Below are 15,608 nucleotides of genomic sequence, written 5' to 3' on the forward strand. Positions count from 1 at the left end.
ATGAAAATTAAAGAATCAATTATTATATTAGATTTTGGATCACAATATAGTCACATAATTTCAAGAAGAATAAGAGATATAGGTATATATACCATATTATGTGAACATAATATTTCTGTTTCTAATATTATTTATAAACAACCTAAAGGTATTATTTTATCAGGAGGACCATTTTCAGTCTATAATAAAAATTATCCATCAATATATAAAAATATTTTAGAATTAAATATTCCAATATTAGGAATTTGTTACGGAATGCAATTAATTTCTTATTTATTTGGAGGAATAATAAAATCATCTAAAAATAAAGAATATGGAAAATCTTATCTATCTATTATAGATAGGAAAAATCCATTATTTTTAGGAATTCCTAAAAATAAATCTATTGTAGTTTGGATGAGTCATTCTGATGAAATAAAAAAAATTCCAAAAGAATTAAAAATTATAGGAAAAACCAAATCTTGCCCAATTGCTGCATTTTATCATAAAGAAAAAAATATTTATGCAGTACAATTTCATCCAGAAGTAAGTCATACAGAATTTGGAATAATAATGATTAAAAATTTTGTTATAAAAATTTGTAAATGTAAAACCAATAACTACAATTTATTAAATAATATTATAAAAAAAAGTATTCATAATATAATAAAAGTTGTATCCAAAAAAAAAGTAATATTAGGAATATCTGGAGGATTAGATTCTTTTGTTACTGCTTTATTAATTTATAAGGCTATAAAAAATTCTTTATATTGTATTTTCATAAATCATGGACTTCTTTTAGAAGAAGAAGAAAAATTTATAAAAAAAATTTGTAAATCTGTTGAATTTCCAATTCGGATAATAAATGCTAAAGATAAATTTTTATCCAAACTAGTTGGAGTTACTAATCCAGAACAAAAAAGAAAAATTATAGGTGAAGAATTTATTAAAATTTTTCAAAAAGAATCAAAAAATATCAATGATGTTAAATTTTTAGCCCAAGGAACAATATATTCAGATGTTATTGAATCTTCTAAAAGTTCAAAATTATCAGATTCGATTAAATCTCATCATAATGTAGGAGGATTGCCAAAAAATATGAATTTAAAATTACTTGAACCACTAAAAAAATTTTTTAAGGACGAAGTTAAAGAAATAGGACGTATATTAGGTGTACCTAACTATTTATTAAATAAACATCCATTTCCTGGTCCAGGAATAGGGATACGAATTATTGGTGAAATAAATGAAAAAAAAATTTCTATTTTAAGAAAAGCAGAAAATATTTTATTTCAAGAATTAAATAACTATAAATTATATAAAATTGTAGATCAAGCGTTCATAATTTTATTACCTATTAAATCTGTTGGAATAATGGGAGATAAAAGATCATATGAATATACTGCTATCCTACGTTCAATTAATACAAAAGATTTTATGACAGCTACTTTCTCATATTTATCTTATGAATTTCTAGAACAAGTATCAAATAGGATAATAAATGAAGTTAATGGTATAAATAGAATGTTATATGATATTTCATCAAAACCACCATCTACTATTGAATGGGAATAATCATGATTTATATCATCATATTAATTAATTTATATAAGGTTTTTTTTAATTCAGTTCTTGGAGAGATAAGATCTATAAATCCATGTTCTATAAGAAATTCTGATGTTTGAAATCCTTTTGGTAAATTTTTACCTATTGTTTCTTTAATAACTCTTGGTCCAGCAAACCCTATTAAAGCCCCAGGTTCAGCTATATTTATATCTCCTAATAAAGCATAAGATGCACTTACCCCACCCATAGTAGGGTCAGTTAATATAGAAATATATGGGATTTTAGAATTTCGTAATTGAGTTAATCTAGCTGTAGTTTTAGCCATTTGCATTAATGAAAAAGAAGATTCCATAATTCTTGCTCCACCTGATTTAGATATAATAATGTATGGATATTTTTTTTCAATACAATATTTTATTGCTCTAGATATTTTTTCTCCAACAACGGATCCCATAGATCCTCCTATAAAAGAAAAATCCATACAAGATATTACTATTTTTATTCCACCTATTTTCCCTATTCCTGTTCTAATTGCATCACATAAATTTGTTTTTTTTTTAGCTTCTATAATTCTATTTCTATATTTTTTAGAATCTTTCCATTTTATTGGATCTTTACTAGTAATATTATTATTGATTTCTAAAAATTTTTTGTTATCAAATAAAATTTCAAAATATTCTTTACTATGTATTCTTACGTGATATCCATCTTCTGGACTAACATAAGCATTTTTTTTTAAAATTTCTGTATCAACAATTTTTCCACTTGGAGTTTTGTACCATAAACCTTTAGGTAAAGTTTTTCTATCATCTATTGATGTAAGAATATTTTTTTTTTTTCTTAAAAACCAATTCATAATTTTATAATTTTTTATAAAGTATTAATATTATTCATAAGTTTAAAATACTTTTTTAAAGTATTTTTGAAATGATTTTCCCCTTCTCTTAACCAAACTCTAGGATCGTAATATTTTTTATTTGGAACATATTTTCCATATGGATTTCCTATTTGTTTTTTTATATATTCTTTATTTTCATTCATATAATTTCTTACACCAGAAGTAAAAGCATATTGAAGATCTGTATCTACATTCATTTTTACTACTCCATATTCAATAGATTTTTTTATCTCTTCTTCAGATGAACCAGATCCACCATGAAAAACAAAAGATATAGGATTGTTTCTAGTACTAAATTTTTTTTGTATATACTCCTGAGTATTTTTTAATATTATTGGACGAAGTATAACATTTCCAGGTTTATAAACACCATGAACATTTCCAAAAGCAGCTGCTATAATAAAATTATTACTAATTTTTATTAATTTTTTGTAAGCATAATAAATTTCTTCTGGTTGTGTATAAAGTTTTTTATTATCAATATTAGAATTATCTATACCATCTTCCTCTCCTCCAGTTACACCTAATTCTATTTCGATAGTCATATTCATTTTATTCATCTTTTCGAAATATTTATTACAAATTTTTATATTTTCTTTTAAAGGTTCTTGGGATAAATCTAACATATGTGAACTAAATAATGTTTTTCCATTTTTTTTATAAAAATTTTTATTTTCTTTTATTAATCCATCTATCCATGTTAAATCTGATTTAGAACAATGATCAGTATGAAGTATTACTGTTGATTTATAAAATTCAGCTAATGTATGAACATGCATAGCACATGCTATTGCCCCTTTTATTGCAGATTCCTGTTTATTTTTTTGTTTTATTGATCCTATACCAGCATTAAAAATAGATCCCCCTCTAGATAATTGTATAATAATAGGTGAATTGACTATTGAAGCTGTTTCCAGAGCAGTATTTATTGTATTAGATCCAATTACATTTACCGCTGGTATAGAAAAAGAATTTTCTTTAGCATATTCAAAAAGTTCTTTAACTAGATTACCAGTAATTACTCCATAAGGAAATTTTCTGTGCATAATTATTTTTATTTTATAAGGATAAACAAATGTAAAAAAAACTATTATAATTAAATTATTACATTAAATTATCTTTTTATTCATACTTTAAAAATATTTTTTATGTTAGATCTAGGAATTTTAAAAATATATAATGCTTCAGCTGGATCAGGAAAAACTTCTTTTTTAATAAAAAATTATTTATATATTATTTTAACAAATAATAATCCATTAATATATAAAAATATATTGGTTTTAACTTTTAATAAAAAATCTTCCGATGATATAAAAAATAATATTTTAGAATGTATTAAAAATTTTTCTGAAAAAAATATTATGAATAAATATCGATTATTTTTTGATTATATAATTAATAAATCTAATCTTACAAAAGATGAATTATACAAACGATCTTATAAAGTATTAAAAAAAATAATTTATGATTTTCATACATATACCAATAGTATATGTACTATTGATAAATTTACTTATCGTATAATACGTTCTTTTTCTCCTAATATTTCATTAGAAATGAATACAAATAAATTTTTATCAAAAATCATAGAAAATATTTTATATAAATTAAAAAATTATGAAGTATCAAATAAAAATTATTACAATTTTTTTATTGATGTAATTAAAAGTGGAAAAATTTGGGATTTAAATAAAGATTTTTATAAAATTGCTTTTTTAATGATAAACGAAAATTATTATCCTTACATTAATAAATTGAAAAAATTATCATCAAAAGATTTTATAAATTTAAAATATATTTTAATAAAAAGAATTGATCAATTTGAAGAAATATGTAAAAAACAAGGAAATAAATTTTTTAAATTTATAGAAAAAAATAATATAGAAAAAAAATCTTTTTTATACTCAGATATTCCTAATTTTTTTAAAAAATTTTACATGAAAAATATTTTGTTTAATCCATTTAAAAATCGTATTGAAAAAAATATAAAGAATAAAAATTTTTTTTCTAAAGAAAAAAAAAAAAATAATATTTTTATAAAAAAAATAAATTCTTTATACGAAGAAACAAAATATTTATATAATAAATATATTTCTTGCTATACTATAGACAAACTTATTTTAAATAATATAAATTTATTTTCTATTATTCATGATTTAAATAAAGAATTTTTATCTATAAAAAATGAAGAAAAAATTATTCTTAATGAAGAAATGAATCAAATTCTTTATAAGAAAATTAATAAATCTTTACCAAAAATTTATGAAAATATTGGATCCCAATATAAATATTATTTAATAGACGAGTTTCAAGATATATCAATAATACAATGGAAAAATATTGAATTTTTAATCGAAAATTCTTTATCAGAAAATGGAGCAGCTATTATAGTAGGAGATCCTAAACAATCTATTTATAGATGGAGAGGAGGAGATTATAAAAAACTTATTGAATTAATTTACTATAAAAATTCTGTATATAAAAAGGAATTAAAATTTTTGGATACTAATTTTCGTAGCTGTATAGAAATTATAAAATTTAATAATTTATTTTATTCATTTATTTCTAATAAATTCGATTGTCCAATATATAAAAATATATATAAGAATTCTGAACAAAAAGTATATCATAAAAATTATATGGGGTATGTTGAATTAAATTTTATTAAATCGATAAAAATTAATAAGGAAAATTATAGAAAATATATATGTAAAAATATAATAAAAAAATTAAAAGATTTATTAAAACAAAAATATTTACTTTCGGACATAGCAATTTTAGTTAGAACAAATGAAGAAGGTAATTTCTTATCAGAAATGTTAATAAAAAAAGGAATAAATGTAAATACATCTATTTTCTTCTTAATAAAAAATTGTAATGAAATAAAAATTATTATAAATTTTTTTTATATACTATCTTATAATTCTTTTTGCAAAGAAAGAATATATTTAATTTTTTTACTAGTAGATAATAATAAAATAAATATTCCAAAAAAATATATACATAATTATATCTATAAAATAATTTTTTTACCAACAGATTTATTTATAATAGAACTTTCAAAAAAAATTAGAAAAAAAAATTTATTTACATTAAATAAATTATATAACAAATCTATTTATGATATTTCTGAAAATATAATTAATTTTTTTGATTTATTAAATAAAAAAAATAAACCATATATTTATTCTTTTTTAGATTTTGTTTATAAGTATACAATAAAAATAGGAAATTCAATTATAGATTTTTTAAAACATTGGGAATATGAAAAAGATAAAGAAAATATTGTAATTGATAATAATTTAAAAAAATCTATAAATATTATGACTATTCATAAGTCTAAAGGATTACAATTTCCAGTAGTAATTATTCCTTTTACTGATTGGAATATTTTTTTTAATAATGAAAAAATAAAGTGGATTAATATAGATCCCAATCTATATAATGGATTAAATTATTTTTACTTAGAAATAAAATCCTATTATAAACATTTTAATAATAAAAAAATAAATAAAATTTATAAACAAACATTATCTAATGCATTATTTGATAATATTAATTTATTATATGTAGCTACTACACGATCTATTAAACAACTTATTATTTTTTCTAAACTTGGAAATAAAAAATATTCTATATCGTATTATCTAAAAAATTTTTTGTGTAATCACGGTATATGGAATTATAAAAAGAATCAATATTTTTTTGGTAAAAAAAATAATAATACTATTTAACATGTTTATCTGCACGATATGACGATCTAACTAATGGACCACTTTCTACATATAAAAACCCCATTTTTAATCCAATTTTTTTTAAAATTTTAAAATAATATGGATGTATAAAATTATGTATTGGATAATGTTTTAAAGATGGTTTTAAATATTGTCCTATTGTTAATATATCTACATTAGATTTTTTTATATCCATCATTGTTTTTATTATTTCTTTTTTTGTTTCACCTAATCCTAACATTATACCAGTTTTAGTTCTAATTTTATTATTTTTATCTTTTATATATTTCAAAACTTGAAGGCTTCTTTCATATTTTGCTTGCACACGAACTTTTTTTGTTAATCTTTGTACTGTTTCTAAATTATGAGAAATCACTTCAGGTTTCACGTTAACAATTTTTTTAATTATATTTTTATCACCTTTAAAGTCTGGAATTAAAGCTTCTATTGTTATTGGATTATTTAAATTTCTTATTTCTTTTATAGTTTTAATCCATATATAAGACCCCATATCTTTTAAATCATCTCTATTTACAGAAGTTAATACAACATGTTTTATTTTTAATATTTTTATAGATTTTGCTACCTTTTTTGGTTCTTCCCAATCTAATTTTCCTGGTTTACCTGTATTTATTCCACAAAATTTACAAGATCTTGTACATACATTTCCTAATATCATAAAAGTAGCTACTCCTTTCCCCCAACATTCTCCTATATTAGGGCAACCTGCACTTTTACAAACTGTATTTAATCCATAAATATTTGTTAAATATTGTATTTTTTTATAATTTTTTCCTACGGGAAGTTTTACTTTTATCCATTCTGGTTTTTTTTTTATCATACTATTATAGTATTTTATAATTTTATTAAAAATCGATTTTATTTTTTATTTATTATTACTTTTAACATGAAAATATTAGCAAAAGATGTTATTCTAAAATTAGAAATTTTAGCTCCAGTAGAGAATGCAGAATCATATGATAACGTAGGATTAATTATAGGAAATCAAGAACAAGAAGTAAAAAATATATTAATAACATTAGATCTAACTGAAAAAGTTCTTGTAGAAGCCATGGAAAAAAATTGTAATTTTGTAATAACTTTTCATCCAATTATTTTTAATCCAATAAAAAAAATTAATGGAAATAATTTTATTGAAAAAATTTTAATTCGTGCATTAAAAAATGATATACTCATTTATAGTATTCATACTAATTTAGATAATTCATGGAATGGAATTACATCATATGTAACAAAAATATTAGGAATTAATAAAGAAAAAGTTCTTTTTCCAAAAAAAGGAACAATGAAAAAATTGTATACATATGTTCCATTTGATTATGTTGAAAAAGTTAGAAATGCTCTTTTTAAATCAGGTGCTGGAGAAATATCTAATTATAGTCATTGTAGTTATAATTTTAATGGAATAGGAAGTTTTATGGGAAATGAATTATCTAAACCATTTACTGGTAAAAAAAATATTTTTTGCATGGAAAAAGAAACATGTATTAGTGTTACTTTTCCATCTTTTAAATTAAATTCTATACAAAAATCTCTTATTAATCATCATCCTTATGAAGAAGTTCCTTATGAAATTTATAATATAGAAAATATAAATCCTTATGTTGGTATAGGTATCATAGGTAAGATAAAAAAAATGAATGAATATAATTTTATTTCTCTATTAAAAAATAAAATGAACTTATCATATATTAGACATTCTAAATTTATGAATAGAAATATTGAAAGGGTTTCTATTATAACTGGATCTGGAAGATTCGGAATAGAAAAATCAATAAAAGAATCTTCTGATGTTTTTATTACATCCGATTTAAAATATCATGATTTTTTTAAATCAGATAAAATGTTAATTATAGAAATAGATCATTATGAATCTGAAATTTTTTTCAAAAAATTATTAAAAACTTTTTTAGAAAAAAGTTTTCATTCTTTTTTTATACATGAGTCAAAAATCAATACTAATCCAATTAAATATTTTTCATAAAAAAAATGATTCACCAATCAGTTAAAATTAATTATACAGTAGAACAATTGAAACTATTATATCATATTCAATTAATAGATTCTCGTATAGATGAAATTATAAATTTTCGTAATAATATTCCTAAAGAAATAAAAAATTTAGATAAAGAATTACATAATATAAAAAATAATTTAAAAGATATTAAAAACAATATAATATCTATAAAAAATGATATAGAAAATAAAAATGAAAATATAAAAAAATCTGAAATATTAATAAAAAATTATATAAATAAAAAAAATGAAATAGATAATAATAAAGAATTATATTTGATTGATAAAGAAATCGAATATCAAAAATTAGAAATTCAATTATTAAAAAAGAAAATTAAGGAGTTAAATAATAATATAAAAGTTATTAATAATTATCTAGATAAAAAAAAATTTTTATTAAAGAAAAAAAAAAGAAATATTTTTTTTAAAAAAAAAGAATTAAAAAGTATTTTATTAGAAAATGATAAAGAAGAAAAAATTTTATCCAAACAAATATTAATTTTTTATAAAAAATTAGATAAAAAAATATTAGAATTTTATAAAAAAATAAGAAAAAGAGTTAAAAATGGAATAGCAATCGCACCAGTAGAAAGAGGTGCACCGTTAGGATCATATTTATCCATAACACCTCAAAAATATTCTGAATTAGTTCAAAGAAATAAATTATTAATAGATGAACATAGTGGTAGAATATTAATAGATTCAAAATTAGCTGAAGAAGAAAAAAAAAAATCTATTATTAATAAAAATAAATAATCATGGTAAAAACTCATTTTTCAAATAAGAAAAATATTTTAATAAAAAATTTTTCTTTGTTAGAGGTAACTTCTGGAGAAAAAAAATCTTTTACAGATTTTTTTTCTGATAAAGCTAATGTAATAATGTTTATATGTAATCATTGTCCATATGTAAAACATATCAATAAAGAACTAGTTAATCTAACCAATGATTTTATTGACAAAGGAATATCTTTTTTAGCTATAAACTCAAATGATGTAGAAAAATATCCTGAAGATTCTACAGAAAATATGAAAAAAATATCTATTAAATATAACTATCCATTTCCTTATTTTTTTGATGATAAACAAGAAGTTGCTAAATATTATAATGCAAAATGTACTCCTGAATTTTTCATATTTGAAGGTAATGGAAAATTATGTTATAATGGACAATTAGATAATTCAAGACCAGATAATAAAATACCCGTTACAGGAAATGATATTAGAATTATATTAAAATACATTTTAAATAAAAAAAAATTCTCTAATCCTATCATAAAAAATAGCTATGGATGTAGTATAAAATGGAAAATTAAAAATTAAAATTTTTATAAAAAATTGGTATAATATGTAAAAAATATTTAATAGTTTCAGATAAACTTTTTTTTATTATACCCCCAGCAGCATTTTTATGTCCTCCTCCAGAAAAATATTTTCTAGCAAATAAATTTACATCTAATTTACCTTTTGAACGAAATGAAATTTTAATAGGATAATTTTTTTTTTCCTCAAAAAAAAATACAGAAAATGTAATATTTTTAATACTTAATCCATAATTAATAATTCCATCAACATCTCCTTGTTGATAAGGATAAAAAATATCTGATGATCTTATAGATGTATAAGCAATATTATATTTTTTTATAATTTTTAAATTTTTTAAGGCTATAGACAATAATTTTAATTTATTTTCATTATAATTTTCTTGTAATTGATTATAAATCTTATATATATTAATTCCTTTTTTCATTAAAATACTTGCGATAAAATGAGTTTCAGAATTGATAGATGGGAAACGAAAATAACCCGTATCAGTCATTAATCCTACATATAAACATGTAGCTATGTCTTTATCTATTTTAGATAGATTATTCATATTTGATATAAATCTAAATACAAGAATACTTGTAGCAGGAGCGTTAGAATCATGAAACATGATATCAAAATTTAATGGATACGGATGATGATCTATTAATATTTTTTTAGATTTAGAATTTTTAATAAATTCTTTTAACTCTCCAATTCTAGAAAAATTGTTTAAATCTACTAAAAATATATAATCAGAATCTAAAATTTTTTTTTTTACAAAAAATTTATTGTTATCTGATAATACAATAATATTTTTTATTCCTGGTAACCAAGAATAATATTCCGAATAATTTGTTGGAGATATTAAATTTACATTATAATTTAATTTCCTAAAATAAATCATTAAAGCTAAAGAAGATCCTAAAGCATCTCCATCTGGATTTTTATGTATTATTATTGTTATAATTTTATTCTTATTATGATTAAAAAACATAATAATATTTTATTTTCATATCATTTTTTTATTTTTAATCCTAATTCTTTTCCTTTTTTTAACATGATAGAATATGCAGAAATAAAATTATTTTTAATTTTTCCTTCTAAAATAGAATCTTTTATAAAATTTTTTATAGTTCCAATTTCTTTACATGAATTAATATTAAATGTTTTCATAATATGAAATCCTGATATTGGAGATTTCCAATTCATAATACGATCTTTTTTCTCTAATATCTCAATTCTTTTTAATAGAAAAAAAATATTTTTTTTATATAATTTTTTTTTTTCTATATCAATAGTAGTAATATCTGATAAACATAAATTTATTAAATCATATAAATCATTTCCAATATCAAATATAAATCTACGTATTGCTGAATCACTAACATGATCCCCTATCAAAGATATTGGTCTAGAACTATATTTAACCATTTTTTTTACATATTTTAATATATTACCTTTTGGTAATTTTAACCGATGAAATATATTAGAAATCATTTTGCTACCTATATATTCATGTGAATAGAATGTCCAACCCACCCCAGGTAAAAATTTTTTAGTATAAGGTTTTCCTATATCATGAAGTAATCCACACCATCTCAACCATATAGAATTAGATTTATTTTTACTTAAATTATCAACAACTTGTAAGGTATGATAAAAATTATTTTTATGTTTAAATCCATTTTTTTCTTCTACTTTTTCCAGTAAGGTTATTTCAGGTAATAAAATAGATAATAACTCTGATTTATATAATAAATATAATCCAATAGAAGGTTTATTAGACAATAGAATTTTATTAAATTCTTCTACAATTCTTTCTTTTGATACAATATTAATTCTATCTTTATTTTTTATTATAGATTTAAAAGAATTTTTTTCAATGGAAAATTGTAATTGAGTAGCAAACCTTATAGCTCTCATCATTCTTAAAGGATCGTCAGAATAAGTAATATTTGAATTTAATGGTGTCCTTAACATTCTACGTTTTATATCAAATAATCCTCCAAACGGATCTATTAATTCACCATAATTTTTATTATTTAAACTAATTGCTAAAGTATTTATTGTAAAATCTCTTCTATTCTGATCATCTTTTAATGATCCCTTACTTATAATAGGATTTCTATTGTTCAGATCTTGATATGATTCTTTTCTAGATCCTACAAATTCTATCCTATAATTATTATATTCTAACATTGCGGTTCCATATCTTTTAAAGATCCTAACTTTAATGGAATTATTATTTTTATTACTATTAGTAATTATTTTAGCTACTTCTTTTGCAAGAAGTATTCCTTCTCCTATAGTTAGGATATCTAAATCATTTGATTTGGTATTTCCTAGTAAAAAATCTCTCACATATCCACCTATTATATAACTATCTTGATTAATCTTTTTAGAGGCAAAACTGACAAGTTTAAATATATTTTTATAAATAGCATATGATAAATTCATTTTTTTTAAAAACGTAAAATTTTTATTTTATTTGAATTAATTTTTATGATTTTAGAACTATCATAAACAGATTTTTCTTTTCTACGAAAATTTACTATATAATCTACATTTTTTAAAATTTGTGGATCAATTTCAGAAAACGATTTAGGAGTAATACACCCTGATATATTAGCAGAAGTAGAAATAATAGGTTTATTTAACTTTTTAATTAAATTACTACAAAATATATCATATGTTAAACGAACGGCTAAAGTTTTATTATAACTTAATTTATATAATGTTTTATTTTTATAATTTTTTTTAAATTGATATATTATTGTGATAGGTTTTTTTTTATAATTTTCTAATATAATTTGTTTTGTGAAATCTGATAATTTTCCTACTAAATTTTGTAAACGATTTATACTTTCTACTAAAAAAATCATAGGTTTAAAAGAGTTTCTTTTTTTTATTTTATATATTTTATTTATTGCATTTATATTGAATGCATCACATCCTAGCCCCCAAACGGTGTCTGTTGGATATAATAATATTTTTCCTCTTTTCAAAAAATTTATACTTTTTGTTATTTCTATTTGAAAAGACATTTTTTTTATATTGATAAATTATGAGTTCTTAATGCGTGATTTAATGACGTTTTTTTGTTAGTACTTTCTTTTCTTTTTCCTATAATTAATGCACATGGAACATAATATGTTCCAGCAGGAAATTTTTTTGGATAAGATCCAGGAATAACAACAGAATATTTAGGAATAAATCCTTTTATTTCAGTTGAATTTTCATTAGTTACATCAAAAATTTTAGTAGAAGATGTTATAACTACATTTGATCCTAATACTGCTCCTTTTTTTATAATAACTCCTTCAACTAAAATACATCTAGATCCTATAAATACATCATCTTCAATAATAACTGGATAAGATTGTAAAGGTTCTAATACTCCCCCTATCCCAACTCCTCCGCTTATATGGACTCTTTCTCCAATTTGAGCACAACTACCTATTGTTGCCCAAGTATCAATCATAGTTTCTTTTCCTATATATGCTCCTATATTTACATAGGATGGCATAAGTACCACTCCTGGGGATATATATGAACCATAACGAGCTATAGCATGTGGAACTACACGTATTCCTTTTTCTTTGAATTTATTTTTTATAGGGATTTTGTCATAAAATTCTAATGGACCTAATTCAATTTTATTCATTTTTTGAATTGAAAAATACATAATAATAGCTTTTTTTATCCATTCATTAACAATCCATTTATTATCTGATAATTCACAAACTCTTATTAATCCTTTTTCAATATTTTCAATTACTTTTATTACTGAATTTTTAATATTTTTGTCAATTATCCATATATTTTTATTATTCCAATAATTTTCTATTTTTAATTTTAAATTATCCACTTTTTCATATAGTTTATTGTTATAAAACAAAAATAAAAAAAATATAAGAATATGATAGTAATAATTTTTTTACTAAAAAAAATTAATTGAAAAAAAAATTATTTAATAATGAGTAAAATACTAGGAATAGATTATGGAAAAATAATGACTGGATTATCTATAACAGATCAAAACAAAATATTTGCATTTGGATTGGATTCAATTCCAACTAGTAAATTAATGTTTTTTTTAAAATCTATTATTTTTCATGAGAAAATAGAAAAGTTAGTTATAGGACTTCCCAAAAAACTTAATAATGAAATTGAATTTTTATTAGAAAAAAAAATTCAAAAGTTTATTAAAAACTTTAAAAAAGTATACCCATCAATATCTATAGAAAGAATAGACGAACGATTAACATCTAAAATATCTACTCAATCTATGAAATTAATAAAAATAAAATCAAAAAAAAGAAAAAAAAATAGAAAAAAAATTTTAAATAAAATTAGTGCTACTATAATTTTACAATCTTATCTTCTAAAATTAGAAAAAATTAAATAAAAAAAATATTTTTTATATCATGGTCTTACCTATAGTATTTTACGGAAATCCTATTTTAAGAAAAAAATGTTCAGATATTAATTTTTCTCATTATAAAAAAAAAGATATTTATAGATTAATCAATAATATGTTCGAAACAATACATAAAGTAAAAGGAATTGGTTTAGCTGCTCCTCAAATAGGAAAAAATATAAAATTATTTATAATAGAAACACCATTATTATTAGACAACAATAAAAAAAATTATAAAAAATACAAAGAAGTTTTTATTAATGCTAAATTAATAAAAATATTTGGAAAAGAATATAAATTTAATGAAGGATGCTTAAGCATTCCAGGAGTTTATAGTACTATAAAAAGAAAATCTAATATAATTGTGGAATATTGTAATCAATATGGAGAAAAAAAAACAAAATGTTTTACAGGTATAAAATCAAGAATTATTCAACATGAATATGATCATACACAAGGTAAATTATTTATAGATTATTTACCATATAAAAAAAGAAAATTAATAAAAAAAATTATTAAATAATAATTTAATAAATAATTGATTAGACCATATCTATTAGTTTTTTAAAACTAATAGGATCGTTCATAGATATATCTGAAATAACTTTACGGTTAAGTTTTATATTTTTATCGGATAATTTTTTTATAAATCTTGAATAAGATATTCCATATTTTCTTGATCCAGCATTAATCCTCTGTATCCACAATGATCTAAAATCTCTTTTTCTTTTTTTTCTTCCATAAAAAGAATATAAAAATGATTTTTCTACAGCATTTTTTGCCACAGTATAAATTCTATTTCTTGAACCATAAAATCCTTTAGCTAACTTAATTATTTTTTTTCTTCTTTTTCTAGAAGAAACTGAATTTTTTGATCTGGGCATAATTTATATTTGTTTTTTAATATTTTTTTTATCTGATTTTTTTACTAAATAAAAATTTCTTAATCGTCTTTTTCTTTTTTTTGATTTTTTAGTTAATAAATGACTTTTAAATGAACATTTTCTTTTTATATGTCCACTACATGTTTTTTTAAATCTTTTTTTTGATCCTGATTTAGTTTTTAATTTTGGCATAAAAAATAAAATTAAAATTTTTTTGGAGATATAATCATATACATCCTTTTTCCTTCCATTATAGGCATTTGTTCTACTTTACCATATTTTTCAATATCTTCTGCAAATTTTAATAATTTTATTTTTCCTTGTTCTTTATATACAATGGAACGTCCTTTGAAAAAAACAAATACTTTAACTTTATCACCACGCATTAAAAATTTTTCAGCACTTTTTAATTTAACTTTTCCATCATGATCACCTATTTGTGGGCCGAATCTAATTTCTTTTGTATTGACTTTAACTTGTTTTGCTTTAAACTGTTTTTTTCTTTTTTTTTGTTCGTATAAATATTTTTTATAATCTAATATTTTACAAACTGGAGGGTTTAATTTTGGATTTATTTCAACTAAATCCATGTCTCTTTCTTTCGCTAAAGAAACAATATTTTTAGTTGGATATATTCCACTTTTAATAGATTCATCTCCTACTAATCTAATTATTTTAGAAAAAATTTTATTATTAATACGATGAAATTCTTTTTTTTTTACAATTGGTTTATGAACCCTCCTTTTTTTATTTATTCTTGAAAATTTTTTTTTTATAATTATA

The 15,608-nt window shown here is 20.4% G+C and carries 17 protein-coding genes; 7 read left to right on the forward strand and 10 right to left on the reverse strand.

What is annotated here, in order from left to right; translation table 11 throughout:
• Complete coding sequence (gene guaA, locus H0H33_RS00750; RefSeq protein ID WP_185878013.1) at positions 1-1,554, forward strand: glutamine-hydrolyzing GMP synthase; 1,554 nt, start codon at positions 1-3, stop codon at positions 1,552-1,554.
• A gap of 7 nt (positions 1,555-1,561) precedes the next feature.
• Here guaA and accD read toward each other — a convergent pair whose 3' ends face one another.
• Both accD and fbaA read right to left on the reverse strand, forming a co-directional pair.
• Complete coding sequence (accD, locus tag H0H33_RS00755) at positions 1,562-2,401, reverse strand: acetyl-CoA carboxylase, carboxyltransferase subunit beta (protein WP_185878014.1); 840 nt, start codon at positions 2,399-2,401, stop codon at positions 1,562-1,564.
• A 14-nt stretch (positions 2,402-2,415) separates the two neighbouring features.
• Positions 2,416-3,489, reverse strand: coding sequence for a class II fructose-bisphosphate aldolase (gene fbaA, locus H0H33_RS00760; RefSeq protein ID WP_185878015.1), 1,074 nt, complete (start codon positions 3,487-3,489; stop codon positions 2,416-2,418).
• A gap of 102 nt (positions 3,490-3,591) precedes the next feature.
• Here fbaA and H0H33_RS00765 point away from each other — a divergent pair, with 102 nt between their 5' ends.
• Positions 3,592-6,177, forward strand: coding sequence for a UvrD-helicase domain-containing protein (locus H0H33_RS00765; RefSeq protein ID WP_185878016.1), 2,586 nt, complete (start codon positions 3,592-3,594; stop codon positions 6,175-6,177).
• On the opposite strand, the gene lipA is transcribed toward H0H33_RS00765, so the two are convergent.
• Positions 6,170-7,018, reverse strand: coding sequence for a lipoyl synthase (lipA, locus tag H0H33_RS00770; protein WP_185878017.1), 849 nt, complete (start codon positions 7,016-7,018; stop codon positions 6,170-6,172). The two genes, H0H33_RS00765 and lipA, sit on opposite strands and share 8 nt — an antisense overlap.
• A 66-nt stretch (positions 7,019-7,084) precedes the next feature.
• Between lipA and H0H33_RS00775 the strand changes: the two genes are divergently transcribed.
• The 3 genes from H0H33_RS00775 to H0H33_RS00785 are packed head-to-tail and all read left to right on the forward strand — an operon-like array spanning position 7,085 to position 9,536.
• A complete protein-coding gene (locus H0H33_RS00775; RefSeq protein ID WP_185878018.1) occupies positions 7,085-8,182 on the forward strand; it encodes a Nif3-like dinuclear metal center hexameric protein in 1,098 nt (365 codons plus the stop codon).
• Between the two features lie 5 nt (positions 8,183-8,187).
• Positions 8,188-8,970 (forward strand): zinc ribbon domain-containing protein, encoded by a 783-nt coding sequence (locus tag H0H33_RS00780; RefSeq protein WP_185878019.1) that lies wholly within the window; start codon positions 8,188-8,190, stop codon positions 8,968-8,970.
• Between the two features lie 2 nt (positions 8,971-8,972).
• The gene (locus tag H0H33_RS00785) at positions 8,973-9,536 is read left to right on the forward strand and encodes a thioredoxin family protein (protein ID WP_185878020.1); all 564 of its coding nucleotides are present in this window, start codon (positions 8,973-8,975) and stop codon (positions 9,534-9,536) included.
• Here the strand turns inward: H0H33_RS00785 and H0H33_RS00790 are convergent.
• Genes H0H33_RS00790 through H0H33_RS00805 form a run of 4 tightly spaced genes read right to left on the reverse strand, consistent with a single transcriptional unit; the run spans position 9,526 to position 13,389 of the window.
• Complete coding sequence (locus H0H33_RS00790) at positions 9,526-10,515, reverse strand: DHH family phosphoesterase (protein WP_185878021.1); 990 nt, start codon at positions 10,513-10,515, stop codon at positions 9,526-9,528. The two genes, H0H33_RS00785 and H0H33_RS00790, sit on opposite strands and share 11 nt — an antisense overlap.
• A 20-nt stretch (positions 10,516-10,535) precedes the next feature.
• The gene (locus tag H0H33_RS00795; RefSeq protein ID WP_185878022.1) at positions 10,536-11,978 is read right to left on the reverse strand and encodes a CCA tRNA nucleotidyltransferase; all 1,443 of its coding nucleotides are present in this window, start codon (positions 11,976-11,978) and stop codon (positions 10,536-10,538) included.
• Positions 11,979-11,983: 5 nt separating this feature from the next.
• The gene (locus H0H33_RS00800; RefSeq protein WP_185878023.1) at positions 11,984-12,565 is read right to left on the reverse strand and encodes an L-threonylcarbamoyladenylate synthase; all 582 of its coding nucleotides are present in this window, start codon (positions 12,563-12,565) and stop codon (positions 11,984-11,986) included.
• A 5-nt stretch (positions 12,566-12,570) separates the two neighbouring features.
• Positions 12,571-13,389 (reverse strand): 2,3,4,5-tetrahydropyridine-2,6-dicarboxylate N-succinyltransferase, encoded by an 819-nt coding sequence (locus tag H0H33_RS00805; RefSeq protein ID WP_185878024.1) that lies wholly within the window; start codon positions 13,387-13,389, stop codon positions 12,571-12,573.
• Positions 13,390-13,497: 108 nt separating this feature from the next.
• Between H0H33_RS00805 and ruvX the strand changes: the two genes are divergently transcribed.
• Together ruvX and def are read left to right on the forward strand one after the other, a co-directional pair.
• Positions 13,498-13,929: a Holliday junction resolvase RuvX gene (gene ruvX, locus H0H33_RS00810; RefSeq protein ID WP_185878025.1), complete on the forward strand. Its 432-nt coding sequence runs from the start codon at positions 13,498-13,500 to the stop codon at positions 13,927-13,929.
• Positions 13,930-13,948: 19 nt separating this feature from the next.
• Positions 13,949-14,464: a peptide deformylase gene (def, locus tag H0H33_RS00815; protein WP_185878026.1), complete on the forward strand. Its 516-nt coding sequence runs from the start codon at positions 13,949-13,951 to the stop codon at positions 14,462-14,464.
• Positions 14,465-14,483: 19 nt separating this feature from the next.
• Here the strand turns inward: def and rplT are convergent, their stop codons facing one another.
• From rplT to infC, 3 genes are read right to left on the reverse strand one after another with little or no spacing between them, the layout of a single operon-like run.
• A complete protein-coding gene (gene rplT / locus H0H33_RS00820; protein WP_185878027.1) occupies positions 14,484-14,825 on the reverse strand; it encodes a 50S ribosomal protein L20 in 342 nt (113 codons plus the stop codon).
• A gap of 3 nt (positions 14,826-14,828) precedes the next feature.
• Entirely contained in the window at positions 14,829-15,017 is a 189-nt protein-coding gene (gene rpmI / locus H0H33_RS00825; RefSeq protein ID WP_185878028.1) for a 50S ribosomal protein L35, read from the reverse strand.
• A gap of 11 nt (positions 15,018-15,028) precedes the next feature.
• Positions 15,029-15,550 (reverse strand): translation initiation factor IF-3, encoded by a 522-nt coding sequence (infC, locus tag H0H33_RS00830; RefSeq protein ID WP_185878146.1) that lies wholly within the window; start codon positions 15,548-15,550, stop codon positions 15,029-15,031.
• Between the last annotated feature and the right edge of the window lie 58 nt (positions 15,551-15,608).

It is taken from the genome of Blattabacterium cuenoti (assembly GCF_014252415.1).
Taxonomy (GTDB): Bacteria; Bacteroidota; Bacteroidia; order Flavobacteriales; family Blattabacteriaceae; genus Blattabacterium; species Blattabacterium cuenoti_Y.

Coding starts and splice junctions, on each gene's coding strand:
- H0H33_RS00785 (WP_185878020.1), top strand. CDS start 8,973: ATGGTAAAAACTCATTTTTCAAATAAGAAAAATATTTTAATAAAAAAT.
- H0H33_RS00800 (WP_185878023.1), bottom strand. CDS start 12,565: ATGTCTTTTCAAATAGAAATAACAAAAAGTATAAATTTTTTGAAAAGA.
- H0H33_RS00765 (WP_185878016.1), top strand. CDS start 3,592: ATGTTAGATCTAGGAATTTTAAAAATATATAATGCTTCAGCTGGATCA.
- ruvX (WP_185878025.1), top strand. CDS start 13,498: ATGAGTAAAATACTAGGAATAGATTATGGAAAAATAATGACTGGATTA.
- lipA (WP_185878017.1), bottom strand. CDS start 7,018: ATGATAAAAAAAAAACCAGAATGGATAAAAGTAAAACTTCCCGTAGGA.
- fbaA (WP_185878015.1), bottom strand. CDS start 3,489: ATGCACAGAAAATTTCCTTATGGAGTAATTACTGGTAATCTAGTTAAA.
- rplT (WP_185878027.1), bottom strand. CDS start 14,825: ATGCCCAGATCAAAAAATTCAGTTTCTTCTAGAAAAAGAAGAAAAAAA.
- H0H33_RS00795 (WP_185878022.1), bottom strand. CDS start 11,978: ATGAATTTATCATATGCTATTTATAAAAATATATTTAAACTTGTCAGT.
- def (WP_185878026.1), top strand. CDS start 13,949: ATGGTCTTACCTATAGTATTTTACGGAAATCCTATTTTAAGAAAAAAA.
- H0H33_RS00775 (WP_185878018.1), top strand. CDS start 7,085: ATGAAAATATTAGCAAAAGATGTTATTCTAAAATTAGAAATTTTAGCT.
- H0H33_RS00780 (WP_185878019.1), top strand. CDS start 8,188: ATGATTCACCAATCAGTTAAAATTAATTATACAGTAGAACAATTGAAA.
- H0H33_RS00790 (WP_185878021.1), bottom strand. CDS start 10,515: ATGTTTTTTAATCATAATAAGAATAAAATTATAACAATAATAATACAT.
- rpmI (WP_185878028.1), bottom strand. CDS start 15,017: ATGCCAAAATTAAAAACTAAATCAGGATCAAAAAAAAGATTTAAAAAA.
- guaA (WP_185878013.1), top strand. CDS start 1: ATGAAAATTAAAGAATCAATTATTATATTAGATTTTGGATCACAATAT.
- accD (WP_185878014.1), bottom strand. CDS start 2,401: ATGAATTGGTTTTTAAGAAAAAAAAAAAATATTCTTACATCAATAGAT.